The 26,096-nt window shown below is 57.7% G+C and carries 28 protein-coding genes; 20 read left to right on the forward strand and 8 right to left on the reverse strand.

Annotated features, from left to right (window positions below; genetic code table 11):
- Nucleotides 1-18 precede the first annotated feature (18 nt).
- The 9 genes from ffh (at nt 19) to trmD (ending at nt 6,092) form a co-directional block, all read left to right on the forward strand.
- Nucleotides 19-1,527, forward strand: a complete 1,509-nt coding sequence (gene ffh / locus AC2FMY_RS12760; protein ID WP_496745982.1) for a signal recognition particle protein — start codon at nt 19-21, stop codon at nt 1,525-1,527.
- On the forward strand, nt 1,527-2,135 hold the full coding sequence (locus AC2FMY_RS12765; RefSeq protein WP_496807474.1) for a GNAT family N-acetyltransferase: 609 nt from the start codon (nt 1,527-1,529) through the stop codon (nt 2,133-2,135). The genes ffh and AC2FMY_RS12765 overlap by 1 nt, the downstream gene beginning before the upstream one ends.
- Nucleotides 2,132-2,680 carry a GNAT family N-acetyltransferase gene (locus tag AC2FMY_RS12770; RefSeq protein WP_496807475.1) on the forward strand — a complete coding sequence of 183 codons (549 nt, stop codon included), beginning with the start codon at nt 2,132-2,134 and terminating at the stop codon, nt 2,678-2,680. The genes AC2FMY_RS12765 and AC2FMY_RS12770 overlap by 4 nt, the downstream gene beginning before the upstream one ends.
- Nucleotides 2,677-3,279, forward strand: coding sequence for a GNAT family N-acetyltransferase (locus tag AC2FMY_RS12775; RefSeq protein ID WP_496745976.1), 603 nt, complete (start codon nt 2,677-2,679; stop codon nt 3,277-3,279). Before AC2FMY_RS12770 ends, AC2FMY_RS12775 begins: the two co-directional genes overlap by 4 nt.
- The gene (locus AC2FMY_RS12780) at nt 3,272-3,580 is read left to right on the forward strand and encodes a chorismate mutase (protein WP_496745974.1); all 309 of its coding nucleotides are present in this window, start codon (nt 3,272-3,274) and stop codon (nt 3,578-3,580) included. The genes AC2FMY_RS12775 and AC2FMY_RS12780 overlap by 8 nt, the downstream gene beginning before the upstream one ends.
- A 39-nt stretch (nt 3,581-3,619) precedes the next feature.
- The gene (rpsP, locus tag AC2FMY_RS12785) at nt 3,620-3,982 is read left to right on the forward strand and encodes a 30S ribosomal protein S16 (protein ID WP_480750681.1); all 363 of its coding nucleotides are present in this window, start codon (nt 3,620-3,622) and stop codon (nt 3,980-3,982) included.
- Between the two features lie 11 nt (nt 3,983-3,993).
- On the forward strand, nt 3,994-4,629 hold the full coding sequence (gene bluB, locus AC2FMY_RS12790) for a 5,6-dimethylbenzimidazole synthase (RefSeq protein ID WP_496807476.1): 636 nt from the start codon (nt 3,994-3,996) through the stop codon (nt 4,627-4,629).
- Nucleotides 4,630-4,775: 146 nt separating this feature from the next.
- A complete protein-coding gene (gene rimM / locus AC2FMY_RS12795) occupies nt 4,776-5,279 on the forward strand; it encodes a ribosome maturation factor RimM (RefSeq protein WP_496745970.1) in 504 nt (167 codons plus the stop codon).
- Between the two features lie 3 nt (nt 5,280-5,282).
- Nucleotides 5,283-6,092 carry a tRNA (guanosine(37)-N1)-methyltransferase TrmD gene (gene trmD, locus AC2FMY_RS12800; protein WP_496807477.1) on the forward strand — a complete coding sequence of 270 codons (810 nt, stop codon included), beginning with the start codon at nt 5,283-5,285 and terminating at the stop codon, nt 6,090-6,092.
- 99 nt (nt 6,093-6,191) lie between these two features.
- Here the strand turns inward: trmD and AC2FMY_RS12805 are convergent, their stop codons facing one another.
- Together AC2FMY_RS12805 and AC2FMY_RS12810 are read right to left on the reverse strand one after the other, a co-directional pair.
- A complete protein-coding gene (locus tag AC2FMY_RS12805) occupies nt 6,192-7,274 on the reverse strand; it encodes a Hint domain-containing protein (RefSeq protein ID WP_496745967.1) in 1,083 nt (360 codons plus the stop codon).
- Between the two features lie 214 nt (nt 7,275-7,488).
- Nucleotides 7,489-8,295, reverse strand: coding sequence for a glycoside hydrolase family 25 protein (locus AC2FMY_RS12810; RefSeq protein ID WP_480750686.1), 807 nt, complete (start codon nt 8,293-8,295; stop codon nt 7,489-7,491).
- Nucleotides 8,296-8,675: 380 nt separating this feature from the next.
- Here AC2FMY_RS12810 and rplS point away from each other — a divergent pair, with 380 nt between their 5' ends.
- Nucleotides 8,676-9,059, forward strand: coding sequence for a 50S ribosomal protein L19 (rplS, locus tag AC2FMY_RS12815; RefSeq protein ID WP_480750687.1), 384 nt, complete (start codon nt 8,676-8,678; stop codon nt 9,057-9,059).
- A gap of 11 nt (nt 9,060-9,070) precedes the next feature.
- Complete coding sequence (rpmE, locus tag AC2FMY_RS12820; protein WP_480750688.1) at nt 9,071-9,292, forward strand: 50S ribosomal protein L31; 222 nt, start codon at nt 9,071-9,073, stop codon at nt 9,290-9,292.
- Between the two features lie 66 nt (nt 9,293-9,358).
- Here rpmE and AC2FMY_RS12825 read toward each other — a convergent pair whose 3' ends face one another.
- Entirely contained in the window at nt 9,359-9,691 is a 333-nt protein-coding gene (locus AC2FMY_RS12825) for a YegP family protein (RefSeq protein ID WP_480750689.1), read from the reverse strand.
- Nucleotides 9,692-9,942: 251 nt separating this feature from the next.
- Here AC2FMY_RS12825 and AC2FMY_RS12830 point away from each other — a divergent pair, with 251 nt between their 5' ends.
- Nucleotides 9,943-10,752, forward strand: coding sequence for a division plane positioning ATPase MipZ (locus AC2FMY_RS12830; RefSeq protein ID WP_480750690.1), 810 nt, complete (start codon nt 9,943-9,945; stop codon nt 10,750-10,752).
- Here AC2FMY_RS12830 and AC2FMY_RS12835 read toward each other — a convergent pair.
- Nucleotides 10,749-11,981, reverse strand: coding sequence for an adenylate/guanylate cyclase domain-containing protein (locus AC2FMY_RS12835; RefSeq protein WP_496807478.1), 1,233 nt, complete (start codon nt 11,979-11,981; stop codon nt 10,749-10,751). The two genes, AC2FMY_RS12830 and AC2FMY_RS12835, sit on opposite strands and share 4 nt — an antisense overlap.
- A gap of 58 nt (nt 11,982-12,039) precedes the next feature.
- Nucleotides 12,040-12,492 carry a MarR family winged helix-turn-helix transcriptional regulator gene (locus AC2FMY_RS12840; RefSeq protein WP_496748287.1) on the reverse strand — a complete coding sequence of 151 codons (453 nt, stop codon included), beginning with the start codon at nt 12,490-12,492 and terminating at the stop codon, nt 12,040-12,042.
- 57 nt (nt 12,493-12,549) lie between these two features.
- Between AC2FMY_RS12840 and hmgA the strand changes: the two genes are divergently transcribed.
- The 7 genes from hmgA to maiA all read left to right on the forward strand — a co-directional run bounded on the left by hmgA (nt 12,550) and on the right by maiA (nt 19,376).
- Nucleotides 12,550-13,905 carry a homogentisate 1,2-dioxygenase gene (gene hmgA, locus AC2FMY_RS12845; protein WP_496748286.1) on the forward strand — a complete coding sequence of 452 codons (1,356 nt, stop codon included), beginning with the start codon at nt 12,550-12,552 and terminating at the stop codon, nt 13,903-13,905.
- Between the two features lie 43 nt (nt 13,906-13,948).
- Nucleotides 13,949-15,205 carry a fumarylacetoacetase gene (fahA, locus tag AC2FMY_RS12850; protein WP_496748285.1) on the forward strand — a complete coding sequence of 419 codons (1,257 nt, stop codon included), beginning with the start codon at nt 13,949-13,951 and terminating at the stop codon, nt 15,203-15,205.
- A gap of 10 nt (nt 15,206-15,215) precedes the next feature.
- Complete coding sequence (locus tag AC2FMY_RS12855) at nt 15,216-16,166, forward strand: MBL fold metallo-hydrolase (protein WP_480750695.1); 951 nt, start codon at nt 15,216-15,218, stop codon at nt 16,164-16,166.
- A 138-nt stretch (nt 16,167-16,304) separates the two neighbouring features.
- Complete coding sequence (locus AC2FMY_RS12860) at nt 16,305-17,915, forward strand: FAD-dependent oxidoreductase (RefSeq protein WP_496748284.1); 1,611 nt, start codon at nt 16,305-16,307, stop codon at nt 17,913-17,915.
- Nucleotides 17,916-17,919: 4 nt separating this feature from the next.
- Entirely contained in the window at nt 17,920-18,126 is a 207-nt protein-coding gene (locus AC2FMY_RS12865) for a DUF2783 domain-containing protein (RefSeq protein WP_496748283.1), read from the forward strand.
- Complete coding sequence (locus tag AC2FMY_RS12870) at nt 18,123-18,665, forward strand: VOC family protein (RefSeq protein WP_480750698.1); 543 nt, start codon at nt 18,123-18,125, stop codon at nt 18,663-18,665. The genes AC2FMY_RS12865 and AC2FMY_RS12870 overlap by 4 nt, the downstream gene beginning before the upstream one ends.
- A gap of 66 nt (nt 18,666-18,731) precedes the next feature.
- Nucleotides 18,732-19,376, forward strand: a complete 645-nt coding sequence (gene maiA / locus AC2FMY_RS12875) for a maleylacetoacetate isomerase (protein ID WP_480750699.1) — start codon at nt 18,732-18,734, stop codon at nt 19,374-19,376.
- Nucleotides 19,377-19,388: 12 nt separating this feature from the next.
- Here maiA and AC2FMY_RS12880 read toward each other — a convergent pair whose 3' ends face one another.
- Both AC2FMY_RS12880 and AC2FMY_RS12885 read right to left on the reverse strand, forming a co-directional pair.
- Complete coding sequence (locus AC2FMY_RS12880; RefSeq protein WP_496807479.1) at nt 19,389-21,929, reverse strand: AMP-binding protein; 2,541 nt, start codon at nt 21,927-21,929, stop codon at nt 19,389-19,391.
- A gap of 146 nt (nt 21,930-22,075) precedes the next feature.
- On the reverse strand, nt 22,076-23,734 hold the full coding sequence (locus AC2FMY_RS12885) for a U32 family peptidase (protein WP_480750701.1): 1,659 nt from the start codon (nt 23,732-23,734) through the stop codon (nt 22,076-22,078).
- Nucleotides 23,735-23,911: 177 nt separating this feature from the next.
- Here AC2FMY_RS12885 and AC2FMY_RS12890 point away from each other — a divergent pair, with 177 nt between their 5' ends.
- Nucleotides 23,912-24,253, forward strand: a complete 342-nt coding sequence (locus AC2FMY_RS12890) for a DOPA 4,5-dioxygenase family protein (RefSeq protein WP_496807480.1) — start codon at nt 23,912-23,914, stop codon at nt 24,251-24,253.
- Here the strand turns inward: AC2FMY_RS12890 and AC2FMY_RS12895 are convergent.
- On the reverse strand, nt 24,250-25,881 hold the full coding sequence (locus tag AC2FMY_RS12895) for an acyl-CoA synthetase (protein ID WP_496747362.1): 1,632 nt from the start codon (nt 25,879-25,881) through the stop codon (nt 24,250-24,252). The genes AC2FMY_RS12890 and AC2FMY_RS12895 overlap by 4 nt on opposite strands.
- Nucleotides 25,882-26,096 lie beyond the last annotated feature (215 nt).

Consider the following 26,096-nt stretch of genomic DNA (forward strand, 5'->3'; position numbering starts at 1 on the left):
GCTAAGGAGGCCGAAGGCATGTTTGAAAATCTATCCGAACGCCTTTCCGGCGTCTTTGATCGGCTGACCAAACAGGGTGCCCTGTCCGAAGAAGACGTCAAGACCGCCCTGCGCGAGGTCCGCGTTGCCCTGCTTGAGGCCGACGTCTCGCTGCCGGTGGCGCGTGAATTCGTTAAGAAAGTGCAGGACCAGGCGACCGGTCAGGCGGTGACCAAGTCGATCACCCCCGGTCAGCAGGTCGTCAAGATCGTGCATGACGCGCTGGTCGATACCCTGCGTGGCGAGGAAGACCCCGGCAAGCTGAAGATCGACAACCCGCCTGCCCCGATCCTGATGGTCGGTTTGCAGGGTTCGGGTAAGACCACCACTACCGGTAAACTGGCCAAGCGCCTGAAAGAGAAAGAGGGCAAGAAGGTCCTGATGGCCTCGCTTGACGTTTATCGCCCGGCGGCGATGGACCAGCTGGCGGTTCTGGGCGCGCAGGTCGGCGTTGATACGCTGCCGATTGTACCGGGCCAGAAACCCGTCGACATCGCCAAGCGCGCCAAGCAGCAGGCCACATTGGGCGGCTATGACGTCTATATGTTGGATACCGCCGGTCGTCTGCATATCGACGAAGTGTTGATGGACGAGGTCGAGCAGGTCCGCAATGTGGTTGACCCGCGCGAGACCCTGCTGGTGGTTGACGGCCTGACCGGTCAGGTCGCCGTTGAAGTAGCCGAAGAATTCGACGCCAAGGTCGGCATCTCGGGCGTGGTCCTGACCCGGATGGATGGGGACGGACGCGGTGGTGCGGCGCTGTCGATGCGCGCGGTGACTGGCAAGCCCATTCGCTTCGTCGGTCTGGGCGAAAAAATGGACGCGCTGGAGACCTTCGAGCCGGACCGGATCGCCGGTCGTATTCTGGGCATGGGCGACATCGTTGCCCTGGTCGAAAAGGCCCAGGAAACGATGGAGATGGAACAGACCGAGCGCATGATGAAGCGCATGGTCAAAGGTCAGTTCAATATGAACGACCTGAAGATGCAGCTGGAACAGATGATCCAGATGGGCGGCATGCAGGGCATGATGGGCATGATGCCGGGCATGGGCAAAATGGCCAAGCAGATGGATCAGGCGGGTCTGGACGACAAGATCCTGCGCCAGCAGATCGCCTTGATCCAATCCATGACCAAACGCGAACGCGCCAACCCGCAGCTGCTGCAAGCCAGCCGCAAGAAACGGATTGCTGCCGGTTCGGGGATGGAGGTCAGCGACCTCAACAAGCTGCTCAAGATGCACCGGCAGATGTCGGACATGATGAAAAAGATGGGCAAGATGGGTAAGGGCGGCATGCTGAAACAGGCCATGAAAGGGATGTTCGGCAAAGGCGGCCCCTCGCCCGAAGACATGGCAGCCGGCATGGACCCCAAGGCTCTGGAACAGGCGGCCAAGGCGATGGGCGGCAAAATGCCCGGCGGTCTGCCCGGTCTGGGCGGCGGCATGGGTCTGCCTCAGGGCCTGAGCGGGTTTGGCAAGAAGAAGTAATGAACGCCCCATCGGCATATCCCTGGGAGACTCCGGCCACCGGCCCCGCAGCCGCGCTGGCTGCGCAGTTGGGTGCTTTGGTGCCGCGCATCGAGACCGCGCGTCTGATCCTGCGCGCGCCCGAGTTGCGGGATTTCGAGGATTATGCCGAAATTCTGGTGTCAAACCGCGCGCGCTATATGGACGGCCCGTTTGACCGCAAGGGCGCGTGGCAGGATTTCACACAATACGTTGCAGGTTGGATGCTGCGCGGCGCGGGCGTTTGGACGATAGAGGACAAGACCACCAGAATCGTCATGGGTTTTGTTTCGGTCGCCATGGAGTTTGGCGATCATGAGCATGAACTGGGCTATATGCTGACCGCCACCGCCGAAGGTCGGGGCGTCGCGTCAGAAGCCGTTGCCGCCGCGCGCAGCTTTGCGCTGGAAATCCACGATCTGCCCTCTTTGGTCAGCTATGTTGACCCGGACAATGTCCGCTCTGCGGCAGTGGCCCGCCGTGTCGGGGCATTGCGCGACACGCAAGCTGAAACTGCCTTCGACGAACCCATTCATGTGTATCGCCATTCTCCGAGTGACTCCAACGGCGGGATGGAGGCATACGCATGATCGACCTTCAAATTCCCACTCTGACAACCGAGCGCCTGATCCTGCGCGCGCCGTCTGTTGACGATCTAGAAGCGGAGGCCGATTTTTTCGCCTCTGACGCGGCAAGGTTCGTCGGCGGGCCACTGCGCAAGGATGAAACTTGGCGATCGATTGCCATGTTGCTGGGCCACTGGGCAATTCGCGGTTTTGGTTTCTGGGGTGCCGAAGAAAAAGACACCGGCGCTTACGTAGGCCGGATCGGTCTTTGGTTTCCCGAAGGCTGGCCAGAGCCCGAAATCGGCTGGACACTGATGAGCCATGCCACTGGCAAAGGCTATGCGACCGAGGCCGCGCTGGTCGCGCGCAGCTATGCTTATGACGTATTAGGCTGGGAAACCGCAATTTCGCTGATCGATCCGGCAAACTTGGCCAGCAAAGCTGTCGCCAAACGGTTGGGTGCAGAGTTCGATTGCCACTATGAACACCCAAAATTCGGCACTACGGAAATCTGGCGACATCCCGCCCCGGCTGATCTGGTGAATGGCGGCGTGGAGGCCTACGCGTGACCAACTCAATCCCGACCCTCGAAACCAAACGACTGATTCTGCGCGGACCCGAGCCCGAGGATTACCCGAATTTCAAGGCCACGTTCACCAGCTATCGCGCCCGCTTCATGGGTGGACCGCTGAACCCTTATGAATCGTGGATGCTCTATGCTGCCGAGATCGGCCATTGGCAGATTCGCGGCTATGGCATGTGGATGATCCACGACAAAAAAACCGACAAGACCTATGGCATGGCCGGCGGATGGAAACCGGCGGGCTGGCCCGAGGCCGAGATCGCCTGGGTGATCTGGCCGGATGCGGCGGGTCAGGGCTATGCGCTTGAAGCCACCCACGCGGCGCGGCGCTACTTCTATGACATACTCGGCTGGGAAACCGCCGTAAGCTATATCGATCCGAAAAACCTCGACTCGATCCGTCTTGCGGAACGGCTCGGGGCCCAAAAGGATCACGAGGCAGCGACGATCGACGGCAGCGACGCAGTCTATCGCCATCCGTCGCCGGAAAAGCTGCGCAGCTCGCAGCTGGCGCATGGTATCGAGATGGAGATCGGACACTATGCCGACCCACTGTTCAAACCGAAAGGATGGGCCCTTGACTGAACCCATATCCGATCCCGTAGCACGCGCCGCAGAACTGCTGAAAGAGCACCGCGAAAGCATCGATCGCCTGGATGCGATACTTGTCTATACGCTGGGCGAGCGGTTCAAGCACACGCAGGCCGTTGGCAAGCTCAAGGCAGAACACGACCTTCCCCCGTCCGATCCAGCCCGCGAAGAGGCACAGATCGCACGACTAGAAGATCTGGCGAAAACGGCCGACCTGGACCCCGATTTCGCCAAGGCTTTCTTGAATTTCATCATTCAGGAAGTCATCAGACACCACAAGAAACACCAGGAATAACGGGATGCGTCCCGTCAACGCCATCAAAGGAGACACACAATGGCAATGAAAATTCGTCTGGCCCGTGGCGGCTCGAAAAAGCGCCCCTTCTATCGCATCGTGGCGGCTGACAGCCGCATGCCGCGCGACGGCCGCTTCATCGAAAAGCTGGGCACCTATAACCCGCTGCTGCCGAAAGACAGCGAAGAACGCGTGAAGATGGATATGGAGCGGGTCCAATACTGGCTGGATCAGGGCGCGCAGCCTACCGACCGTATCGCGCGCATGCTCGAAGCCGCTGGCGCCAAAGACAAGGCCGAACGCAGCAATCCGAAAAAAGGCACTCCGGGCAAGAAAGCTCAGGAGCGTGCCGAAGAGAAAGCAGCGAAGGCCGCTGAAGCCGCCGCACCGGCCGAAGAATAAGCAGGGCGCGCGTGCAGGATCAGGTCTTCAGCGCAGATTTCCGCACGCAGTTCAACCTGTTGTTGCGGCTCCGGCGCGACGTGCGCCGGTTCCGCACCGATCCTGTGGACGAGGCAGTGCTGGCGCACTGCCTCGACGCATTTCGGCTAGCCCCATCGGTAGGATTGAGCGAACCCTGGCGCGTGATCCGCGTCGAAACCCAAGCGGCTCGCAGAGCTGCACTTGAGAATTTCGAAACCGCTAACGCCGAAGCGCTGTCTGGCTATTCCGGCGAACGTGCCCGGACATACAGTCGGCTGAAACTGTCGGGCATGAAAGACGCCCCAATTCAATTGGCGGTATTCTGTGATGATGCGACTGACAAGGGACAGGGACTGGGCGCGGCCACGATGCCCGAGATGCGGCACTATTCCGTCGTTGCGGCGATCACCCTGTTCTGGCTCAGCTTGCGGGCCGAAGGGCTGGGACTGGGTTGGGTTTCGATCCTTGACCCTGATCGGCTGAACCGCGATCTGGACGTGCCGGAAAATTGGCGACTTATCGGATATTTTTGTTTGGGCTGGCCGCACGAAGAATCCGACACGCCAGAACTGGAAACCGCAGGCTGGGAAGCACGTGACCAGCAACTGACAGTCCGAACACGGTAGAAGCATATGTTCAGGCCCATCCGACTAGTTCTGTTCATGGCAATCGCCTTTGTTGTCGGAGTATTGTACGAACGCAATGCTCATGCGGAAAGATGCCTTGATGCCGGGGGGCGTGTTGTGTCCAGACTATGTGAAGGAGGGCAAAGATGAGCGACCTGATTTGCGTCGGCACGGTTGCGGGCTCTTTTGGGGTGCGGGGCGAAGTGCGCCTGAAGAGCTTCTGCGCCAATCCCGAGGATATCGAAACCTACTCCCCTCTGACCGATGAAGGCGGCTCGGAGCGTTACCACCTCATTATTACTCGCCCGATCAAGAGTGGTTTCGCTGCCCGTCTGGGTGGGGTCGAAACCAAGGAACAAGCCGACGCACTTAAGGGCTTGCGCCTGTTCGCGCGCCGCGATCAATTGCCTTCGTTGCCGGATGACGAATTCTATCATGCGGATCTGATCGGGCTTGAAGTGGTCGACACAGGCGGGGCGGTACTGGGCAAGGTCAAATCAGTCCAGAACCACGGTGCGTCCGACCTACTAGAAATTCAGGGGCCGGAGTTAAAAAACACCGTACTTTTACCGTTCACAATGGCTGCGGTTCCAACTGTGGATCTGACTTCTGGCCGCATCATTGCCGACCCGCCAGAGGGGTTGTTTTGAAACATGACCGACGCTCCCGCCCGTTCGCATGGCCGAAAGGCCATTCGCCCGTCTCTGAAACCCCGTGAGCTTATCGAGCCGACACCCGATCTGCACGGTGTCTGGAAGGCCAAGATCATCACGCTGTTCCCGTCGGCCTTTCCCGGCGTGCTCGGCGAAAGCCTGACTGGTAAGGCGCTGCAGGAAGGGCTGTGGCAACTCGAAACTATCGACCTGCGCCAGTTCGGCATCGGTAAGCATCGAAATGTCGACGATACACCAGCGGGTGGCGGGGCGGGCATGGTGTTGCGCGCCGATGTTCTGGGTGCCGCAATCGAACATGCGATGGACGGCGTTCGGGGTAATTGGCCCCTGATCTATCTCAGCCCACGCGGACGACGGATGGACCAGCCATTGATGAAGAACCTTGCACGATGCGAAGGCGTGACCCTTCTGTGCGGTCGATTCGAAGGCGTCGACGAGCGCGTTCTAGAACACTATGGCGTTCAGGAAGTCAGTCTCGGGGATTTCGTGATGACCGGTGGCGAAATCGCTGCGCAGGCTCTCATCGACGCCACTGTTCGCCTGATCCCCGGCGTTTTGGGCAATCAGGCTTCGGCGGAGGAAGAGAGCTTTTCTTCGGGCCTGTTGGAACACCCGCAATACACCCGCCCCGCCGAATGGAAGAATCGGCCCATCCCCGACGTGCTAATGTCAGGTCACCATGGTAAAGTGGCCGAGTGGCGACACGATCAGTCGAAAGAAATTACCCGGACCCGCAGGCCGGACCTTTGGGAGACATACCAACGGGAGAAAAATCCAGCAAAAAACTGATCCGGTTCTAAATGAGGGCAAACATCCTCGTGTTGCCCTCATTTGATTTTGATATCCGAGCTATTCGTCAGTACCACGGATGCAAATTTTTGCGGTTTGCTATGCACTCAACGCTTCACTTGGCGCGTCGTATTCTTCATACCCCAACACACGAACTGATCCTGTCGCGACAAGCTGCTCGATTTCGCGCCTAGTAAGCGATGCGCGCGCGGTTGGTCCGAATCCTTCCCCGCCACGCACGCCCATCCGGGTCAACACGCGTGAAAGGCGCAGTTTTTGGATAGCGCTTACCAGGGTCATCGACATTTCACCCGGATAGAAGCTCTCCGACGCGACCCCGTGAGCATAGACCAGCGCGTGTTTTTCCAGCAGGATATGGTAGTAGGTCACGCTTTCTTGCCCTTCCAGAACCGTTACGCCCGGATGGCCGACAAAGCCACACGCAGGCGCAAGGGCTTCGTCCACACCGAAATGCATCTCTAGCCCCGCTCCGGAAACGGCAATCTTGTGTTGCGGTGACAGGATCAGCGGCCGCGAAGGAAGATCCGCTCCGAATGCGCCGGTTTCGATCTTGATCGGGGCCACGTTTTGGTCTGCGTTCGACAGTTCATAACGGCTTGCACCAATCCAACGGATGGCCATCGGGGCGCCGTCTGCGACCAGAACAGTATCCCCAACCTGCATTTCCTCAACCGATACCTCTCCCCGAGGCGTCAGAATCTTCGTTCCTTCAGCAAAACACAGAGGTGTCGGAGGCGGATTTAGGTCAGTGTTCTGAACTTCGATGGCACCATTGCCAAAAGCATCCATTTCGGCCTGCGTCGCGTCGCTTTCCGGCAGGAATGTCAGACGGGTTGTTTCGCCAGCAGTCGGATAGTCATAAACGACGATAGTGTAGACCGGATCGCCCTCGAACTGGTCTGGAACCTGACCAGCCCCCTGATTGTTCAATGTGGGAAGCGTTGCGACCATGTCCAGCGAGAAACTGTAAACCTGCCCCCCAATCGACACCACAGTATCGGGGTCAGGCGTCACGGCATCGCCCTCAAGTACGAAATCCCCATCAGCTCCGCCGAGCGTTTGGTCGAGAAACTCGATCTGAACGGCCGGAGCACCCGTTAGGTTCAAGTTAGCGTTATTGGCCGTGTTGCTGTCGGTCCGCGCCCAGTAGATTTCTGCCATGTTGCCCTTCCCTTTTACTTGGCGTCAACTTTTGCCCGACCGGTGTCAAAAAGACGACGCGTATTTGTTAACATTGTGAAAACGGAGCTATGTCAAGCTTCTACGAGGGCTGTCAGCGTGAAACTTCGACACCGTCGTGAAAAAGTGACTTACCCCGGCATATTTGCGGCTTGCATTGCGCACAACAGAACATGCAATTGCCTTGCCCGAATCCCTATCCGATCTCTCCCGCCTTCCATCGCAACCAGACTTCGGGCCCGCTACGAAAGACGTTGATATCGACCTTTCCGTTCACACCTGGAACCAGACCCGTTCCGGTATATTGCCAAAACCTCCAGAATGCCCCGGGATACACCTGACGCGGATGCCCAGCCACGGAACGTAGCCAGAAATCCGTTCCATGCAGCTTTCCGATTCCGGTGTCTCGATAGAAATCGACAGTGGTATAAACAATAGGACGTCGACCATAGTGCGCTTCGAGAATGGTCAGGAAACGTTCCGCCTCAGCTCTGATCTTGGTGCCATCCGGCCGCAGTGGACAAGTTTTCGAGCGGTGGTTCCATTCCATGTCCAGCACATGCGGCAGATCCGCTCCTTTGGGGACATGACGAATGAACCAACGCGCCTGTTCTGCTGCAGGGCGGCAGAAGTAAAAATAGTGATAGGCCCCCCAAGGCACCCCTGCCGCCTGCGCCCCGCGCCTGTGGTTGTCAAACATAGGGTCAACTACATCGCCGCCCTCGGTCGCTTTGATGAACACGAAATTTACGCCCGCAGATCTGGCGGTGGGCCAATCGATATCTCCCTGCCAGCGGGACACATCTATGCCATGAATAGGAAAGGACTCTGGGCCGCGTCCTTCCCAACTATGCGGGTCGGCATCGCCGAATTCGGGATAGGTCACCAGGGTCAGGGCCATGGCTGAATAGTCAGTTTGCAGGTTGGGTTCAGATTCAGGTACGCGCCGCCCACATGATGCAATGACAAAAAGAGATAATAAAATCGGCAATAGAAGACGCATTGGACTGCTCCGACTCAAATGTTATTAGTGCTATTTGCCTCAGGCTGACAGGATGCGCGTTCTGCGTGGAAAGACAACATTCCAAGTTCATGAAAGTTGGAAATTCGCCGATCCACCACCACGAATGAGGGCTTGAATCCAAGCGCGTTATTCCGTAAACGACCGCAATCCGGAATCGCTTTTTGCGACTCCGGTGTTTTGGTTTGTTTCGCATCCTTTCGTCCGGCTTTCTTCAGCCCGGGCACTTGCGGGCAGGCTGAACCGAGGAAACATTCGACCTGACCTCTGGCGGGCTGCACACGCGGAACCCGATGAAGACCAAGAGCTCTCAGGCCGTTCTCAACTTCGTGGACCAACCACGAGCAGATAGGAGAATTGCGATGGACCTGATCGCACAGCTCGAGGCGGAACAGATTGCCGCCCTGGGGAAAGAGATCCCCGACTTCAAAGCCGGCGACACCATCCGCGTCGGATACAAGGTGACCGAAGGCTCGCGCACCCGCGTACAGAACTACGAAGGCGTCTGCATTTCGCGCAAGAACGGCAGCGGAATTGCCGGTTCGTTCACCGTTCGCAAAATCTCGTTCGGCGAAGGTGTGGAACGTGTGTTCCCGTTGTATTCGACCAACATCGAAAGCATCACCGTCGTTCGCCGCGGTAAAGTCCGCCGCGCCAAACTGTATTACCTGCGTTCGCGCCGCGGCAAATCGGCCCGGATCGCAGAAGTTACCAACTACAAGCCCAAGGCTGGCGCCGAGGCGTAAGGAGCGGAAAGATGAAAAAAGACATCCATCCCGACTACCACATCATCGACGTCAAGATGACCGACGGCACCGTGGTTCAGATGAAATCCACCTGGGGCTCCGAGGGTGATACCCTGGCCCTGGAAATCGACCCCTCGTCGCACCCGGCATGGACCGGCGGTTCGTCGCGCCTGATGGACGCGGGCGGTCGCGTTTCGAAGTTCAAGAAGAAATACGAAGGTTTGGGCTTCTAATCCCGTCACCTTCTCAAAACAAAGGCCGCCCGAAAAAGGCGGCCTTTTCTTTTTCCCGACCCCGGCTCAGGTAAGATCCACCGTGTCTGCATCAGGCGCGTTTTTCTTGACCGACTCGATGCCGTTGTCCCGCGCAGCAGCGCTTTCATAGACTTCGCTGGTGCCTATGACCTGACCATTGGTAGCTTTCAGGTTGAACATCCATTTGCCGTTGCTGGTATCCTTGCGCTCGAATCGCGCGTCATCTTGTGCGTTCTTCTGCACAGACTCGATTCCGTTTTCAGCGCTGGCGCGTTGCTTGTAACCTTCGCTCGCCAGAATGACCTGTCCGTTGCCTGCTTTGAGTCGGAAACGGAATTCACCGGCCTTATCCGTGTAAAGCTCAAATTTCCCTGCCATGATCTGAAAACCTTTCTTGTTGACGATAAGATTTAGGAAATCTACCCGCGATGGCCGCATTGGCAAACCTTTTCCGACCGTTACGTGGAGCCAAGGGTTTCTGTCCTGCCGCAGGGGCGCTTGCATAGGTTTCCGCAAGGCGGAAATTCGACACGAAGTACAGGTGACTCTGCTTCCCTTCGCCATTCACACAACATATAGTGTGCGGCAACAATTCGCCGACAAGGGCGTGGGAGACGAGAAGGACAGGCATGGCACACATTATCGTGGTCGGGAACGAAAAAGGTGGCGCGGGTAAATCGACGGTTTCGATGCATGTCGCTACGGCGCTTGCCCGTCTTGGCCACTCGGTCACGACACTGGACCTTGACCTCCGCCAACGCAGCCTGGGCCGGTATTTCGAAAACCGGCGCAACTTTCTGAACGGCGAGACGCTGGCGCTGCCGAGCCCGGACCATCACGATCTACCCGAAATCGACCCGGCCACATTGAAGCCCGGAGAAAACATCTATGACCATCGCCTGTCGGCTGCCGTATCCAGACTGGAGGGAGACAGCGATTTCATTCTGATCGATTGCCCTGGCTCGCACACCCGTCTCAGCCAAGTGGCGCATTCACTGGCCGACACGTTGATCACCCCTCTCAATGACAGTTTCATCGATTTCGATCTTCTGGCGCGTATCGACAGCAAAGGGGAAAAGATACTCGGTCCGTCGGTTTATTCCGAGATGGTGTGGAACGCGCGACAGTTGCGGGCACAGGCAGGGTTGAAACCCATCGACTGGGTGGTGGTGCGCAACCGCGTCGGCACCCAGCGCATGGTGAACAAGGAAAAGATGCAGCGCGCGATCGAGATGCTGTCCAAGCGCATCGGCTTCCGCATCGCTTCGGGCTTTTCCGAGCGGGTCATTTTCCGCGAATTGTTCCCGCGCGGCCTGACCCTGCTGGACCTAAAGGACATTGGCGTCAAGCAGCTCAACATCTCGAACATCGCTGCGCGTCAGGAACTGCGCGACATGATGCGAGAACTGAACCTGCCCGGCGTCGAAGTGGACTTCTAATCCGGTTTCCGGAACCACGTGAACAGTTCCTTCGGCTCGGTCACCCCACGCAGCATGTAGCGGCCCAGTGAAACCAGTTCATGCTCGCAACCTTCGGCGGCACGGGCGACGTCGTCGGACATCAAAATGCTTTGATCCAGCGCACGATGCATCCCGGCAATCCTTGACGTCTGGTTCACGGCAGGCCCGATTACGGTAAAATCCAGTCGGCTTTCAGCACCGATGTTGCCGTAAAGGATTTGTCCTGCATGCAGTGCAAGAGTGAAACCGGTTGTCGGCAGCCCCGCCTCGGCCCGCGCCATGTTCATTTCATCCATCCTGTTCTGCAACAGGGCAACCGCCTGCAGTGCCGCAAAGGCATCTTGGCGACTATCACCCACGTCGAAGATTGCCATCAGGCCATCACCCATGAATTTCAGGATGTTGCCTCCACAGTCATGCACAGCACCAACCGCCACCGCCAGATAGTCGTTCAGCATCGCGATGATGTCCGGGCCGGGAATGCGCTCCGACAGGCTAGTGAAACCCGCCAGATCGAAGTTCCAGATCACTGCGTCGATTTCTTGCAGCGATCCACGCCTGATTTCACCGGACAAAACGCGCTGCCCTGCATCCCGGCCGAGATAGACCCGCAACAAATCCTGCGCCATCTTGCGATTTGCGGCGGATTTCAGGGCAAGTCCCAAGTGTGGCAAGGCTCTCCGGATTACATCCAGATCGGCGTCCCGAAACCCTTCGGCGTCGTCGGTTGTCCAGGATAGCAATACACCTTCGGGTGTGTTTTCGGGGTCGATGACAGCACCCGGTTCCGTCTTTTCCAGGATCAACCCCATCGCAAAATAGTCAGTTGCCCCGCGTTGATACATGTCGTTGAGAAAAGGGAACCGGCTGGGTTCGTTCCGGTCAATCAGACGTTCGCGCAATTCGCCGGCGCCGGACCGGAGCAACTCATAAAGTGGGCTGCGCGTCCATCGCTCCTGCGGCGTATCACTGTGTTCGTAGTTTTCCAATTCACTGCCCAGATCGCGGTTCCAACTGAACCCTGTTCCTCCATAAATTGGATGAAACGCGCTTTGCGCTGCGTGAAAGCGCATGAGCGGAATGCCTAATTCGACCAGCCGCTCGCAATATCCTTCAAGGATCTCTCGCTGCCCTGCGCCTTCCAGGCCCCGATCCATGAGCCAGCGGACAAGGCGATCGCTATCGCCGGAATGCAGGGATTTTGACATGAATAACTCAGGCATGATACGGCCCATGTGGTGACGATAGCAGCATATTGCCAGCCTCTCACTCCATCCCTGCCAGTCTGCGAAGCATCATTCGCAGCAACGCCGCCTCTCCCTTGGTGAAGTGAGATGCCAGTTTCGCGTCATATTGCTCTGCTATTCCGCGCAGCTCGCGATAAACTGCAAAACCGGCTGTCGTCAGCGCCAATCGCTCTACCCGCCGGTCCTTGTCGTCGCGTTCCCGTGTCAGATAGCGCCTCTGTGCAAGCTTGTGGACGGCGCGGCTGACCTTGGTCTTGTGAATCTTGGCGCGTTCGCCGATTTCCTTGGCCGTTATCTCGCCGTGAATGCCCAGGTGAAACAGCACCCGCCATTCGGTACGCAACATGCCATAGCGATTCTTGTAGACTCGCTGAAACTCCAACGAACTTTCCTCAGCCGCCTGATTCAGCAGGAAAGGCAGGAAATTTCGCAGGTCGAAGTCATCTTTTTCGGTGATTTTCTCGTTTGTCATGCTTGTTAGTTACAAAATCAACTATTATCCGACAAGCAGTAAACGGAGGAACGCGCAATGAACCGTCCGGCTGACCCGCACGAAATGACCCAGGCCAGTACGCCTGTGGGCACGCATCCCGGCTATATGCCCGGCTTTGGAAACGACTTTGAAACCGAGGCCCTGCCCGGTGCCCTGCCGCAGGGTATGAACAGCCCGCAAAAATGTAACTATGGACTATATGGTGAACAGCTCAGCGGAACGGCCTTTACCGCGCCGCATCCCGAACGGACCTGGTGCTATCGCATTCGGCCTTCGGTCAAACATTCGCATCGGTACGAAAAGATCGACCTGCCCTTTTGGAAATCCGCGCCATGCGTAGATCCGGACGTAGTCAGCCTTGGCCAGTACCGCTGGGATCCGGTCCCGCATTCGGACGAAGACCTGACATGGCTGACGGGCATGCGTACTATGACCACGGCCGGAGACGTGAATACGCAGGTAGGCATGGCAAGCCATATCTATTTGATTACTGATTCGATGGTCGACGATTATTTCTATTCCGCCGATTCCGAATTGCTGGTGGTTCCGCAGGAGGGACGCCTGCGCTTTGCCACGGAACTGGGCATCCTCGATCTTGAACCAAAAGAGATCGCCATCATCCCACGCGGGCTTTTGTACCGTGTCGAAATACTGGAAGGTCCGGCCCGTGGTTTTGTCTGCGAGAACTATGGTCAGAAGTTCGAACTGCCCGGGCGAGGTCCAATCGGTGCCAACTGCATGGCCAATCCACGCGACTTCAAGACGCCGGTCGCCGCGTTCGAAGACCGCGAGGTTGCATCCACAGTCACGATAAAATGGTGCGGTCAGTTTCACATCACCAGAATCGGACACAGCCCACTGGACGTGGTGGCCTGGCACGGCAACTACGCGCCATGCAAATACGATCTGCGCAACTATTGCCCGGTTGGCGCGATCCTGTTTGACCATCCAGATCCGTCGATTTTTACCGTCCTGACTGCACCCTCAGGTCAGCCGGGCACGGCCAATATCGACTTTGTCCTGTTCCGCGAACGCTGGATGGTGATGGAGGACACGTTCCGCCCGCCCTGGTATCACAAGAACATCATGTCGGAACTGATGGGCAACATCTATGGTCAGTATGACGCCAAGCCGCAGGGCTTTGTGCCCGGCGGGATGAGCCTGCACAACATGATGCTGCCGCATGGGCCTGACAAAGAAGCCTTTGAAAAGGCGTCGAATTCGAACCTTGGGCCGGACAAGCTGGAAAACACCATGTCCTTCATGTTCGAAACCCGTTTCCCGCAGCATTTGACAACATTTGCCGCCAACGAGGCACCGCTGCAGGATGACTATATCGACTGCTGGACGTCGCTTGAAAAGAAGTTCGACGGCGCACCTGGAAAGAAATGAAGACGGCGGGTTCGCCTCCGTCGCACCACGACAAGGAAATGATATGCCTTTGATGAAATCCTGGGTAGCTTCGGCCAATGATGCCAACCACCCGTTTCCGCTGAACAACTTGCCCTATGGGGTTTTTTCAACTGCCAGCGAAGAGCCCCATTGCGGCGTCGCCATCGGCGACATGATCCTGGACGTCACCGAAGCAGAAGCCGAAGGTCTGATCGCCCTGGCCGAGATTCCGCTGTTCGACGTGCCCTACTGGAATGATCTGATGGAAGAAGGCCCCGCCGTCTGGGCAGCGCTGCGAGAGCGCCTGATCGCCCTGCTAGGCGAAGGATCAGCAGAACAGGACAAGGTCGAAGCGCTGCTTGTTCCAATGGCCGAAGCCGAGATGCACTTGCCTTTTGCGGTCAGCGAATACACCGATTTCTACGCGGGTCGGAACCATGCGTTTAATGTGGGCACCATGTTCCGTGGCCCGGAAAACGCGCTGCCGCCGAACTGGTTGCACATTCCGATTGGCTATAACGGACGGGCGTCCTCGGTCGTGGTGTCCGGAACGGATATCCGTCGCCCTTGGGGACAGCTGAAATCCCCCGATCAGGACCTGCCCGCCTTTTTGCCCTGCCGCCGGTTCGATATCGAACTTGAGATGGGCGCGATCGTCGGCACGCCCTCGGATGGCCCGATCACGGTGCAGGAAGCGGATGACCACATCTTTGGTTACGTCCTGCTGAACGACTGGTCGGCGCGCGACATCCAGGCATGGGAATACCAGCCACTGGGTCCGTTTCAAGCCAAAGCAACCGCAACCTCGATCAGCCCTTGGATCGTGACCAAAGCAGCCCTTGAGCCGTTCCGCTGTGACACGCCAGCCCGCGAGTTCGCGCTATTGGACCACCTCAAGGATTGTGGCCCGATGTTGTATGACATCGATCTCGAAATAACCATGGCGCCGGAAGGCAAGGACGCCACAACCATCGCGCGGACGAATTACAAGGAAATGTATTACTCCGCAGCGCAGCAACTGGCCCATCACACCACTTCGGGTTGCCCGATGAATGCGGGTGATCTTCTGGGGTCCGGTACGATTTCAGGTGCGGCCAAACCCGAACGCGGCTCACTTCTGGAACTCAGCTGGGGCGGCAAAGAGCCGCTGACGCTGGACACCGGAGAAACCCGCAGCTTCATCGAGGATGGCGACACACTGACTCTGAAGGGCTCTGCCAAAGGCGACGGTTACACCATCGGTTTCGGTGATTGCGTCGGAACCATCCTTCCCGCCCTTGAAAACCCCTACGCACGGTAAGGAACTCACCATGGCCAAAGCATTCGCGTCCCAGGGGGACATGTCGGAAAAGAAAATCTCGTTCACCGAAGTGGGTGAAGGGCTCTATGCTTTCACCGCCGAGGGCGACCCGAACTCGGGCGTCATCATCGGCGATGACAGCGTGATGATCGTCGAGGCGCAGGCGACTCCGCGTCTAGCCAACAAGGTGATCGAATGCGTGCGGTCTGTGACCGACAAACCGATCACCCATGTGGCGCTGACCCATTATCACGCGGTGCGGGTATTGGGCGCCAGCGCTTTTGGCGCGCAACAGATCCTGATGTCTGACATGGCCCGCGCCATGGTGGTCGAACGCGGTCAGGAAGACTGGGACAGCGAATTCCAACGTTTCCCGCGTCTTTTCGAAGGCCATGAAAGCATCCCCGGCCTGACCTGGCCCACAACCACCTTCAGCGACACGATGACCGTTTATCTGGGCAACCGCCGGATCGACCTGATGCATCTGGGGCGCGCGCATACCGCCGGTGATATCGTGATCCATGTGCCAGACCAGAACGTGATGTTCACTGGCGACATCGTTGAATACCACTCGGCCTGCTATTGCGGCGACGGGCATTTCAGCGACTGGGGCGACACTCTGGACGAGATCAAGTGGTTCGATGTCGACGCCATCGCACCGGGTCGCGGCGACGCGCTGGTTGGCAAGGACATGGTCAATGCCGCCATCGAAAACACCCGCGATTTCGTCGAAAGCACCTACCGCCCGGCAGCCAGGGTCGCGGCGCGAGGCGGATCTCTCAAAGAGGCATGGGACGCAGTGCGCGCCGAATGCGACCCGAAATTCGCCGACTACGCGATTTACGAACATTGCCTGCCCTTCAACGTAGCGCGCGCTTATGACGAGGCACGCGGCATTGATACCCCACGCATCTGGACCGCCCAACGTGATCTGGAGATGTGGGAGGCCCTGCAGGGGTGACCTTGTCGTGGGCGACTTTGATCCAGATCGTGTCGCCCTGTTGAAAACGATGAGACGATAAACCAGACCCTTCGGCGCGCTCGTGGCGGAGGAAAGGAGAATTGCGCCTTTTGCGCAGAGTAAATGGGAGGAGAGCCCGTGAACAAAATCTTCGAAGTGCCGCTTTATGCCTATGAGCGCAGTCCCGACCAGGATGCGTCCGCCCCGGTACGCCACAAAGTGATTGTCGTCGGTGCCGGCCCGATCGGTCTGGCCGCCGGCATCGATCTGGCCCAGCAGGGGATCGAAGTGGTTGTGCTGGACGACAACGACAAGGTCAGCTTTGGCAGCCGCGCCGTGTGCTACGCCAAACGTCCGCTGGAAATCCTCGACCGGCTCGGTTGTGGCCAACCGATGGTCGACAAGGGCGTCGAATGGAACATCGGCAAGGTCTTCTTTGACGACCGGCAGGTTTATGATTTCAACTTGCTGCCCGAAGAAGGGCATCAGCGCCCCGCCTTCATCAACCTTCAGCAATACTATTTCGAAGAATACATGGTGAACCGGGTCCGCGAGTTGCAGGCCGAGGGTGCGCCCATCGAAATTCGTGGCCGTAACAAGGTCGAAGCTGTAGGCACTCATCCCGACCACGTGAAGGTCGAGGTGGAAACTCCAGAAGGTTCATATACGCTCGAGGCAGACTGGCTGATCGCCTGTGACGGCGCGGGCTCGCCCATCCGGGCGATGCTCGGCAAGGATTTCGTCGGACGGGTGTTCGAAGACAACTTCCTGATCGCCGACGTCATCATGGAAGCCGACTTTCCAACCGAACGCTGGTTCTGGTTCGATCCGCCGTTCAACAAAGGCCAATCAGCGCTGTTGCACAAGCAACCCGACAATGTGTGGCGGATCGACTTGCAACTTGGCTGGGACATCGACAAGGAACGCGAAAAGCGTCCCGAAAACGTGATCCCTCGCCTCAAGGCGATGCTGGGCGAGGATGTAAAATTCGAGCTGGAATGGGTCTCGATCTATACCTTCCAATGCCGCCGGATGGAGCAGTTCCGTCACGATCGGGTGATCTTTGCCGGCGATGCTGCTCACCAGGTCAGTCCGTTTGGCGCCCGAGGCGCGAATTCGGGCCTGCAGGATACCGACAACCTGATCTGGAAACTCAAACTGGTGCTTGAGGGCAAGGCCCCCGAAAGCCTGCTGGACAGTTATGACTATGAACGCATCCATGGTGCTGACGAAAACATCATGAACTCGACTCGCTCGACCGACTTCATCACACCGAAATCGGATATGTCACGCATCATGCGTGACGCGGTTCTGGACCTTAGCGAGCGTTATGAATTCGCGCGACCGCTGGTAAACTCCGGCCGTTTGAGCGTGCCCTGCACCTATGACGGCTCGCCGCTGAATTCTGCTGATGCGCTGAACGGTCCGGCCCGCACGCGGCCCGGTTCCCCATGCCCGGACGTCAAGCTTAAGGATGGGTATTTGCTGCCGATGCTTGGCGACAAGTTCACGTTGCTCACCATCGACGCGGACGCCCCCGACACAATCGACGAAGACGGGATCGTGGTCGAACGTCTGGCGCTTTCGGTCAAGGATGATCCGACGCTGGAACTCAAACGCCGCTATCTGGGGGATGCCGACAGCGGCGTCTACCTGATCCGGCCGGACCAGCACGTTGCTGCCCGTCGTGATTCATTCGAAGAAAACTCGTTCCGGCATGCCATCCGCCGGGCCACCGGCAAGGAGTAAGACCATGGCCGATCTGATCCTGAAACCCAATATCGACAAAGCCGACGATTTCTATGCCGCACTTTTAGCAGCCCACGAAGGGCTGGAGAAAGCCGAAAGCGACGCATTGAACGCCCGACTTGTTCTGGTTCTGGCCAACCATATCGGTGACCAGTCGGTTTTGAATGAGGCTATCAAAGCCGCCACGCTCAAGGAGGAGCTAATCCTATGAAAATCGAGAAAATTCATCATGTGGCGTACCGATGCAAGGACGCCAAGGAAACCGTCGAATGGTACGGCAAGATGCTGAACATGGACTTCATTCTGGCGATTGCCGAGGATCACGTTCCATCCACCCACGAGCCTGACCCATACATGCACCTATTCCTAGATGCGGGCGACGGCAACGTGCTGGCGTTCTTCGAACTGCCGACCAAGCCTGAAATGGGTCGTGATCCGAACACGCCGAAATGGGTGCAGCACATCGCTTTCAAGGTGAAGGATCGCGATGAGTTGCTGAAGTTCAAGGACCACCTCGAAGCCAACGGCGTCGAAGTTCTGGGTGTCACCGATCACTCGATCTTCCACTCGATCTATTTCTTCGACCCCAGCGGCCACCGTATCGAACTGGCCTGCCCGGACCCGGAAGAGGAAAAGATGCTGGCCAAGCTGAATGACGTAAAATGGGAGATGCTGGAAGAATGGTCAAAGACCAAGAAGGCACCCAAACATGCAGACTGGCTGCACGCCAAGGAACTGAGTAACCTCTGAAGACAGGGGTGACACGATACAGGCAACCGGCCCCGCACCGGTTGCCTTGTCATTTGGGAGACCAGGATGAACGATGTAGTGCTTTATGATTACTGGCGGTCATCAGCCAGTTACAGGCTGCGGATCGCGCTCAATCTGGCGGGGATTGCCTTTCGTTCGGTTGTAATCGACCTGACCAAGGGCGAACAGCGTAGCCCCGAACATCTGGCCCGCAATCCGCAAGGCTTTGTCCCGGTTCTCGAAATCGATGGTCTAAAGCTCACGCAGTCCCTGTCCATCCTGGACTATCTTGACCAAACACGGGGCCTGAACCTGCTGCCTAAAGACCCTGCCCAACGCGCCAAGGCACAGGCTCTGGCGCACTCGATTGCGGTCGACATCCATCCCGTCTGCAACCTGCAGGTTGCCAAACACGCCACAATGCTGAGCGGTGGCGCCGAGGGCATGCCCGGCGACTGGATGCGCCATTTCATCCGCCCCGGGTTGGTCGCGTTCGATACACTCTTGTCCGAATACTCTCAGGCTCCCTATTGCACTGGCTCTGCACCCGGTCTGGCTGATATCTGCATGATGCCCCAGATCTACAACGCCCGCCGTTGGGATGTTGAGATTTCGGATCTGCCGCGCCTGCTGGCGGTCGAAGCCGCCTGCGCGGATCACCCGGCCTTTGCCGCAGCTCACCCCGACGAAAATGCACCCACAGCGAACTAAAGAGCGTTGAATTCACGCCTCGGCGCGGGTTTCCCGAGACCGATAAACGAACCCGATATTGCCGATCTGCCTTTGCAGGTCTGCAACCGCCAGACCAAGCGCGATCCCCCCAGCAATCGCCAGCGCGTCGACCCACGGCGTGTCTCCATCAATACCGGCAAGGGGAAGAAGGAGTTCGGGAACGTAGCGGTGGAGCAGATAGATGGGGAACGCCGCTTGCGCCAACCGCATGATCGGGCGAACCAAACCCTTTGGCGCAGGAATGCGCGGTACAAATACCAACAGGGCGGCAAGGGCCAGAAGGCTCAAGTATTTGATCCAGCCTCCGTACCAGTTGCCACCCAGATACGCGGCCAGCGGCATGATCAGACAAGCAGCCACCAGCAGGATCAGGCGCTGAGTCCTTGTGCGGGCTGATACGATGCACCACCCAAGCGCGAACAGGTAAAAAACCCATGGCACCGTGAATTGCGCCCGCCCATGCATCGGGAATAGCTCGGGTATCGTAACGCGCAGGCCAACGGCGATTCCCAACAACCCAAGACCGATCGCAAATCGACTTTGTCGTGCCAGCCAGTTGCGCAGCGGTGGAAACAGAAACGGAGCGGCCAGCAACAGGGTCATCTGCACATAGGCTTCGACGAACCAATAAAGGTACGGCAGCATCAGATGTGTTTCTGGTGTGGTCCACGCAAAGTTCCCGACCAGAAAGACCGATGCCCAGGGGACCTGACCCCAGACCAGTGCATAGACTGCAAGGATCAGATAATACGGAACCAGAACTGCGATCATCGGGGTCAGGAAACTGGGCAGGTCTCCTGTTTTCAAGGCATCCCAGCGATAGCTGGCAACACTCATTCCCATCAGCATCACCATCGCGGCCGCCCCGCCATAGACCGGCCATAGGGTCTGATGTGCCGTCACAACTGCAAGAATGGCCAGCGCGCGGGCCATGATCTCGGTCGGCACGTAGGGCGAACGATTGGGCCTGGTTCTCTCAAGCTCTTGGACCGGCATCTTTTCCCAGCCGTCCGGAGCGCCGCCAAGGCAGGTGTCAAGAGCCAGCGACAGTTCCACATGGCACAGGCTGTCACCCCCGAGTGAGGCAAAACTGTCGTTCCCACCCACGATCTTGGGCGCAAATGCAGCCTGGAATGCAACCAGAACTCCGCGATCCTGCGGTTCATCGCTTGCCGCTGCCTTGGCCTTTAGTTCAGGATAGTCAATCTTGCCGTTCGGTCGCCGCGGCAACGCCCTGACATGAACAACTTGAAAATGCTGACTGCCAATTCCGGCCAAGCGGGCCGCTTTGTCGGCAACTCCTGTAGACGCACCACAAACGGCAATCCGGATTGAGCTGTCATCCCCCCAAACCGCAACCTCGAACCCCAGTTCCGCCAACGCATTTTCCAACGCGTCGTGACCAATTCTCAGCCCAGCAATTTTGGAAATGCGCGACAGCCGTCCAGTAATTCGGAATACCCCATCTGCACCACAACATGCCAGGTCGCCAGTCGCCAACGCGTCCAACTCTGCCGGTTTGCCCAAGTCCAAATAATCGCGGGCATAACCCATCATCACGTTCGGACCTGTAAAAACCAGTTCCCCTTCGGTTTCCGCCTCGGAAACCTCAAGGCCGTCAACATCTCGCAAAAACATCCGACCGCCTGGAATGGCAATGCCGATGCTGTCAGGATGCGATGCTGCCAGCTTTGGCGGCAGCCAGCTGATACGCGCGGTAGCTTCGGTCTGACCATACATCACGAAAAACCGTCCGCCGCGCCGCTGCATCCTGGCGTTCCATTGTAACACTTGCGCAGGTGGCATGGCGCCACCCGCAACGGTCAGGGTCCTGACAATCGACGGAAGCGTATCTCCGAGACCGGCGCTTTCCAACAAACGGAAATGATGCGGCACGCCCGCCAGGCTAGTCGCACAGGATTGCGACAATTGCTCGGAAAACCCCACGTCCAGTATTGAACCCGGCGCAAGCCACAGACTGGCCCCGCTTGCCAGATGTGAATGCAGGACAGACAGGCCATAGGAGTAGTGCAGCGGCAGAACCAGCGCCGCACGGTCCTTCGGCCCGATTTCCAGATATTCAGCGATGGCTCTGGCGTTGGCCTCGATCGCGCCAAACGACAGACGAACCCCGCGCCCATGTCCGGTGCTGCCGGACGTTTGCAACAACAATGCAAGGTCGGGATGCAGGTCGGTCAGTTGCCAATCATGCATGAAAAGGCGCCTGCGCCCACCCGTCAAGCGAAAGCTCGCCGTCGGGCGAAACCGGGTCTCAAGGTTGCGCGCTGTCTCAAGATCGCCATCAGGCAAAGGCATGACAGCATACCCCGCCGCCAATGCACCGATATAGGCCGCGATGACCTCCGCCGTTGCCGTCATCTCGATAGCGATCACGCTACGATCTGTCGGCAAACGCCGACCGAATGCCTCTGCCATGTCAGCAAGATCGGCATAGGTCGTCACCTTTTCCCCGCCCATAACCAGACATGGGTGGTCTCCAAATGCTCTCAAACTGTCGAGGTGAAAAAACATCGCGGCCTCCGTCTGAAGGCAGGGGATATTTTTCCTTATTATTTTTGTCAAGAATGAAATTCTGTTACCATGGGCCAGACAAAAAACCGCTCGGCCACTATGCCCGAGCGGTTCCAATTCACGTCATTGGAAATGATCAAAAGCCTCTAGCGTGCGGTTTCAACCTGGCGCAAGCTCGACGCTTCGGCGCGGGAAAGCTGTTCGCCTTGTTTGCGCTTCATCAAAACCTCGCGTGCCTGAGCATATTGATCGTCTTGCCAAAAGATCAGGCATCCGTTGCAGCCTCGACCGCAGCACCCTTCGGTACCGACCCGGTTGGTCTTGAACCGCCGGTCATTCGCCCCTTCGCCGATGCTGTCGACCAGTGCGTCGCGGCGGCGCTCATAAGCTTTCGGATTGTCGCGGCCCGATATTTCCAGACCTTGCGTCAGCTTGTCGAAACGCACCCTGTTCCACTGTTCGTCTGTCAGGGCACGTTCCTTGCGCAAAACCGAAAACACCGGGAAGCGGCCACGCAGTTCGTCGATGTCCTCGTGATCGAACAACGTGAACGGCAGACGGATCACGGTCTTGGTGCTTCCGTGTATCACATCCAAACGCTCGCTATCTTCGGCACGTTCAAAATCGTAGGCCCTCAACAATACCGTTTCACGCGCGATGGGCGAGACAAACTCAAGCACCTCGCCGGCCTCAAGCTTGTTCTTCACCTCAACAAGGAATGCATCATCAGTCACCTCGGTCACAACGCCTGCATATTCCCATTGGGCAAGCGAGGCGGTGTGTTCATAGCCATGCGAATAGTTTGACAGGCGCCCATCATGAAAGGCCAGCGTGTACCCCCGGTTTCCGACCGCCTCCAACTCGCGCATGTAAGGTTTGGGGTCCCAGTTCTCGGGATCGGCATAATAGTCGTCGATGGCCATGCGATAGGCCCGCGCGACGATGGCGGCATAGTATTCCGACTTGCCACGCCCTTCGACCTTTAGGCTATCTACGCCGATCTCAAGATACTCGTTGAGTTTGGGCATGATGCAAAGGTCTTTGGAGTTCAGGATATACGATCCCCGCCCATCCTCCTCGATGGGCATCAACTCGCCGGGGCGGCACCCTTCTTCCAGCAAAAACTCGAACAGATCGGCATTCTCGTCCGTGATGTTTAGATCTTGCACCGTGCCGTCCTTCATCCGCATGCGGAATGAATAGTTCCAGCGGCAGGAGTTGGCGCAGTTACCCTGGTTGGCACCGCGCTCGGCCATGAAATTCGACAACAGGCAGCGGCCTGAATAGGTCATACACATGGCCCCGTGCACAAAGGCCTCAAGCTTGATATTCGGGCATTTCTCGCGGATCTCCTTGAGTTCCGCAAAGGATACCTCACGCGCCAAAACACACAACTCGGCCCCCTGATCCTGCCAGAATTTTACCGACAGCCACGAACAGATGTTGCTTTGAGTAGAGACATGCAGCGGCAGTTCCGGCGCGCGTTCGCGTACGTATTGGAACACGCCCGGATCGGCCACGATCAGGCCGTCCGGCTTAACCTTGCGCACCGTGTCAATGTATTCATCAAGCTTGGGAATATCCTTGTTGTGCGAAAACAGGTTCAGCGTCAGATACGCCCGCCGACCATGTTCATGGCAGAATTCGACGCCCTCAATCACTTCATCCAGCGAAAACTCAGATTTCGTGCGCAGCGACAAATCCGGCGTACCCAGATATACGGCATCGGCCCCGTATAGGATCGCCATCTTCAGCTTGCGCAGGTTGCCCGCAGGCATCAGCAGTTCGGATCGGTTCTGTGACATGATCTTGGCCAGACTTTAAGAGAATGGTGCGTTCTAAGGGAGAATAGAGTCATTGTGAACCGTTTTCTTATCGTCGCCAAACGCGCCCGCACGGTTGCACACGATCTGTTTGGTGGCGATGAATTGCCAGAATTGGCTTGGGTGATAGTCTTCTCCGACTTGGTCCAGGAGAACGTTATGCCCGACATCACCGGCTATCATGCCCACGTCTATTTCGACGAGAAAACACAAGAAACCGCCCGACAAATCTGCGAAGAGGCCACGCGCCTGTTTCCGGTCAAGATGGGCCGCGTGCATTCAAAAAACGTCGGACCCCACCCGCGATGGAGTTGCCAATTGGCTTTCGGCCCCGAAGCCTTCTACCGGGTGATTCCGTGGCTGATGCTCAACCGGCAGGGTCTGACCATTTTCACACACCCGGAAACCGGCGACCATCTGGCCGACCACCGGGATCGGGCAATCTGGATGGGCGAAATGCTGGACCTGGATTTGTCGATCTTCGACGGCTTTGACGACTAAGACAGTGCCCGCGCCTGATCCCGCAGGATGAATTTCTGTATCTTGCCGGTCGATGTCTTCGGCAATGCCCCGAACACAACCGTTTTGGGTGCCTTGAAATGGGCCATGTTGTCCCGGCAGAACGCAATCAATTCCGCCTCCGTCGCTTCGCGCCCGGGTTTCAGCTCGACAAAAGCACAGGGTGTTTCTCCCCATTTTTCGTCCGGTCGCGCCACCACCGCTGCTTCCATGACCGAGGGGTGCTTGTAAAGAATACCCTCGACCTCGACCGAAGAGATATTCTCGCCCCCCGAAATGATAATGTCCTTGGACCGGTCCTTGAGCGCGATATACCCGTCAGGGTGCATCACCCCCAGATCGCCCGACGCGAACCAGCCGCCCTTGAATGCCTTATCGGTAGCATCGGGGTTCTTCAGATACCCCTTCATCACGATATTGCCCTGCATAAAGATCTCGCCCATGGTCTCGCCATCGGCCGGGACCGGTTCCATTGTCTCGGGGTCGGCCACCATCAGACCTGACAGCGCCAGATATTTGACTCCCTGCCGAACCTTGAGCGCGGCGCGTTCCTCGGCGCCTTTCTGATTCCATTCCTCTTTCCAGGCGCAGACGACAGAGGGTCCGTAAGTTTCCGTCAGGCCATAGACATGCGTGACCTCTACGCCCATCGCCTCCATCTTTTCGATCACAGCCGCAGGTGGTGGTGCACCAGCGGTCATCGCCTTGATCTGGCAATCAAAATTCTTGAGATGATCGGGCGCGTTCGCCAGCATGTTCAGCACGATGGGTGCGCCGCAGAAATGGGTGACCTTCTCTTCCCGGAAAGCATTAAAGATCGGCTCGTCCCGCACGGCGCGCAGGCAGACCGATGTTCCCGCATTCGCGGCCATAGTCCAGGGAAAGCACCAGCCGTTGCAATGAAACATCGGCAAGGTCCACAGATAGACCGAATGCTGCGGCATTCCCCAGGTGAGGATGTTGGACGTAGCATTCAGCGCAGCACCGCGATGGTGATAAACGACGCCCTTGGGGTTTCCGGTGGTTCCAGAGGTGTAATTCAGTGCAATCGCATCCCACTCGTCACCAGGCAGTCCCCACGCGAAATCCGGATTGCCCTCGGCCAGAAGCGCTTCATAGCTGAGCGTCCCCAGCTTTTCGCCACGCTCGAAACTCGGGTCTTCGATGTCGATCACCAGAAGATCGGGAAGGTCGATCTGGGAAAGAGCGTCTTTGACAACACCCGAAAACTCGGGATCGACCAACAGAACCTTGGCCTCGGCGTGCTCCAGAATGAAGGCGACGATGGGGGCATCCAGCCGCGTGTTGATCGCGTTCAAAACAGCACCAGCCATAGGCACCCCGAAATGCGCCTCGTACATCTCGGGAATGTTAGCGGCGATGATCGATACCGTATCGCCCTGCCCGATCCCATGGACCGAAAGCGCACTGGCCAGACGTCGGCAACGGGCATAGGTTTCGGCCCATGTATAACGCCGATCACCGTACACGACGGACGGATAGTCGGGATATACCGCCGCAGTGCGTTCCAGATAGCTGAGTGGTGACAAGGCCGTGTAATTAGCCCGGTTCTGGTCCAGATGGCGCTCATAGATATTTGGCAAAGTCATCACCCGTTTCCTCCCTGATCTTCGAACCGAAGTTTGAGCACAAAGCACAGCATCTGACAAACCGGTAATATTACCCATGCGGCGCCGGTCTGGAGATAAGTGATCAAACGAACTGGCCCTATATAATTGTGCCCTTTCGCGGTGATCTGGTTTATGGAAAACAATCTGCTCTGGCGGGCTGTGCCCCGTAGACCGAGCACCGCTTCATCTTGAAA

This window comes from Ruegeria sp. YKSE079 (assembly GCF_059612845.1).

Coding starts and splice junctions, on each gene's coding strand:
- rimM (WP_496745970.1), top strand. CDS start 4,776: ATGAGCGACCTGATTTGCGTCGGCACGGTTGCGGGCTCTTTTGGGGTG.
- AC2FMY_RS12885 (WP_480750701.1), bottom strand. CDS start 23,734: ATGTCACAGAACCGATCCGAACTGCTGATGCCTGCGGGCAACCTGCGC.
- AC2FMY_RS12765 (WP_496807474.1), top strand. CDS start 1,527: ATGAACGCCCCATCGGCATATCCCTGGGAGACTCCGGCCACCGGCCCC.
- AC2FMY_RS12855 (WP_480750695.1), top strand. CDS start 15,216: ATGGCCAAAGCATTCGCGTCCCAGGGGGACATGTCGGAAAAGAAAATC.
- hmgA (WP_496748286.1), top strand. CDS start 12,550: ATGAACCGTCCGGCTGACCCGCACGAAATGACCCAGGCCAGTACGCCT.
- rpsP (WP_480750681.1), top strand. CDS start 3,620: ATGGCAATGAAAATTCGTCTGGCCCGTGGCGGCTCGAAAAAGCGCCCC.
- AC2FMY_RS12770 (WP_496807475.1), top strand. CDS start 2,132: ATGATCGACCTTCAAATTCCCACTCTGACAACCGAGCGCCTGATCCTG.
- AC2FMY_RS12840 (WP_496748287.1), bottom strand. CDS start 12,492: ATGACAAACGAGAAAATCACCGAAAAAGATGACTTCGACCTGCGAAAT.
- AC2FMY_RS12830 (WP_480750690.1), top strand. CDS start 9,943: ATGGCACACATTATCGTGGTCGGGAACGAAAAAGGTGGCGCGGGTAAA.
- AC2FMY_RS12870 (WP_480750698.1), top strand. CDS start 18,123: ATGAAAATCGAGAAAATTCATCATGTGGCGTACCGATGCAAGGACGCC.
- rplS (WP_480750687.1), top strand. CDS start 8,676: ATGGACCTGATCGCACAGCTCGAGGCGGAACAGATTGCCGCCCTGGGG.
- AC2FMY_RS12880 (WP_496807479.1), bottom strand. CDS start 21,929: ATGTTTTTTCACCTCGACAGTTTGAGAGCATTTGGAGACCACCCATGT.
- rpmE (WP_480750688.1), top strand. CDS start 9,071: ATGAAAAAAGACATCCATCCCGACTACCACATCATCGACGTCAAGATG.
- AC2FMY_RS12810 (WP_480750686.1), bottom strand. CDS start 8,295: ATGCGTCTTCTATTGCCGATTTTATTATCTCTTTTTGTCATTGCATCA.
- AC2FMY_RS12805 (WP_496745967.1), bottom strand. CDS start 7,274: ATGGCAGAAATCTACTGGGCGCGGACCGACAGCAACACGGCCAATAAC.
- AC2FMY_RS12835 (WP_496807478.1), bottom strand. CDS start 11,981: ATGTCAAAATCCCTGCATTCCGGCGATAGCGATCGCCTTGTCCGCTGG.
- fahA (WP_496748285.1), top strand. CDS start 13,949: ATGCCTTTGATGAAATCCTGGGTAGCTTCGGCCAATGATGCCAACCAC.
- AC2FMY_RS12895 (WP_496747362.1), bottom strand. CDS start 25,881: ATGACTTTGCCAAATATCTATGAGCGCCATCTGGACCAGAACCGGGCT.
- trmD (WP_496807477.1), top strand. CDS start 5,283: ATGACCGACGCTCCCGCCCGTTCGCATGGCCGAAAGGCCATTCGCCCG.
- AC2FMY_RS12890 (WP_496807480.1), top strand. CDS start 23,912: ATGCCCGACATCACCGGCTATCATGCCCACGTCTATTTCGACGAGAAA.
- AC2FMY_RS12825 (WP_480750689.1), bottom strand. CDS start 9,691: ATGGCAGGGAAATTTGAGCTTTACACGGATAAGGCCGGTGAATTCCGT.
- AC2FMY_RS12865 (WP_496748283.1), top strand. CDS start 17,920: ATGGCCGATCTGATCCTGAAACCCAATATCGACAAAGCCGACGATTTC.
- ffh (WP_496745982.1), top strand. CDS start 19: ATGTTTGAAAATCTATCCGAACGCCTTTCCGGCGTCTTTGATCGGCTG.
- maiA (WP_480750699.1), top strand. CDS start 18,732: ATGAACGATGTAGTGCTTTATGATTACTGGCGGTCATCAGCCAGTTAC.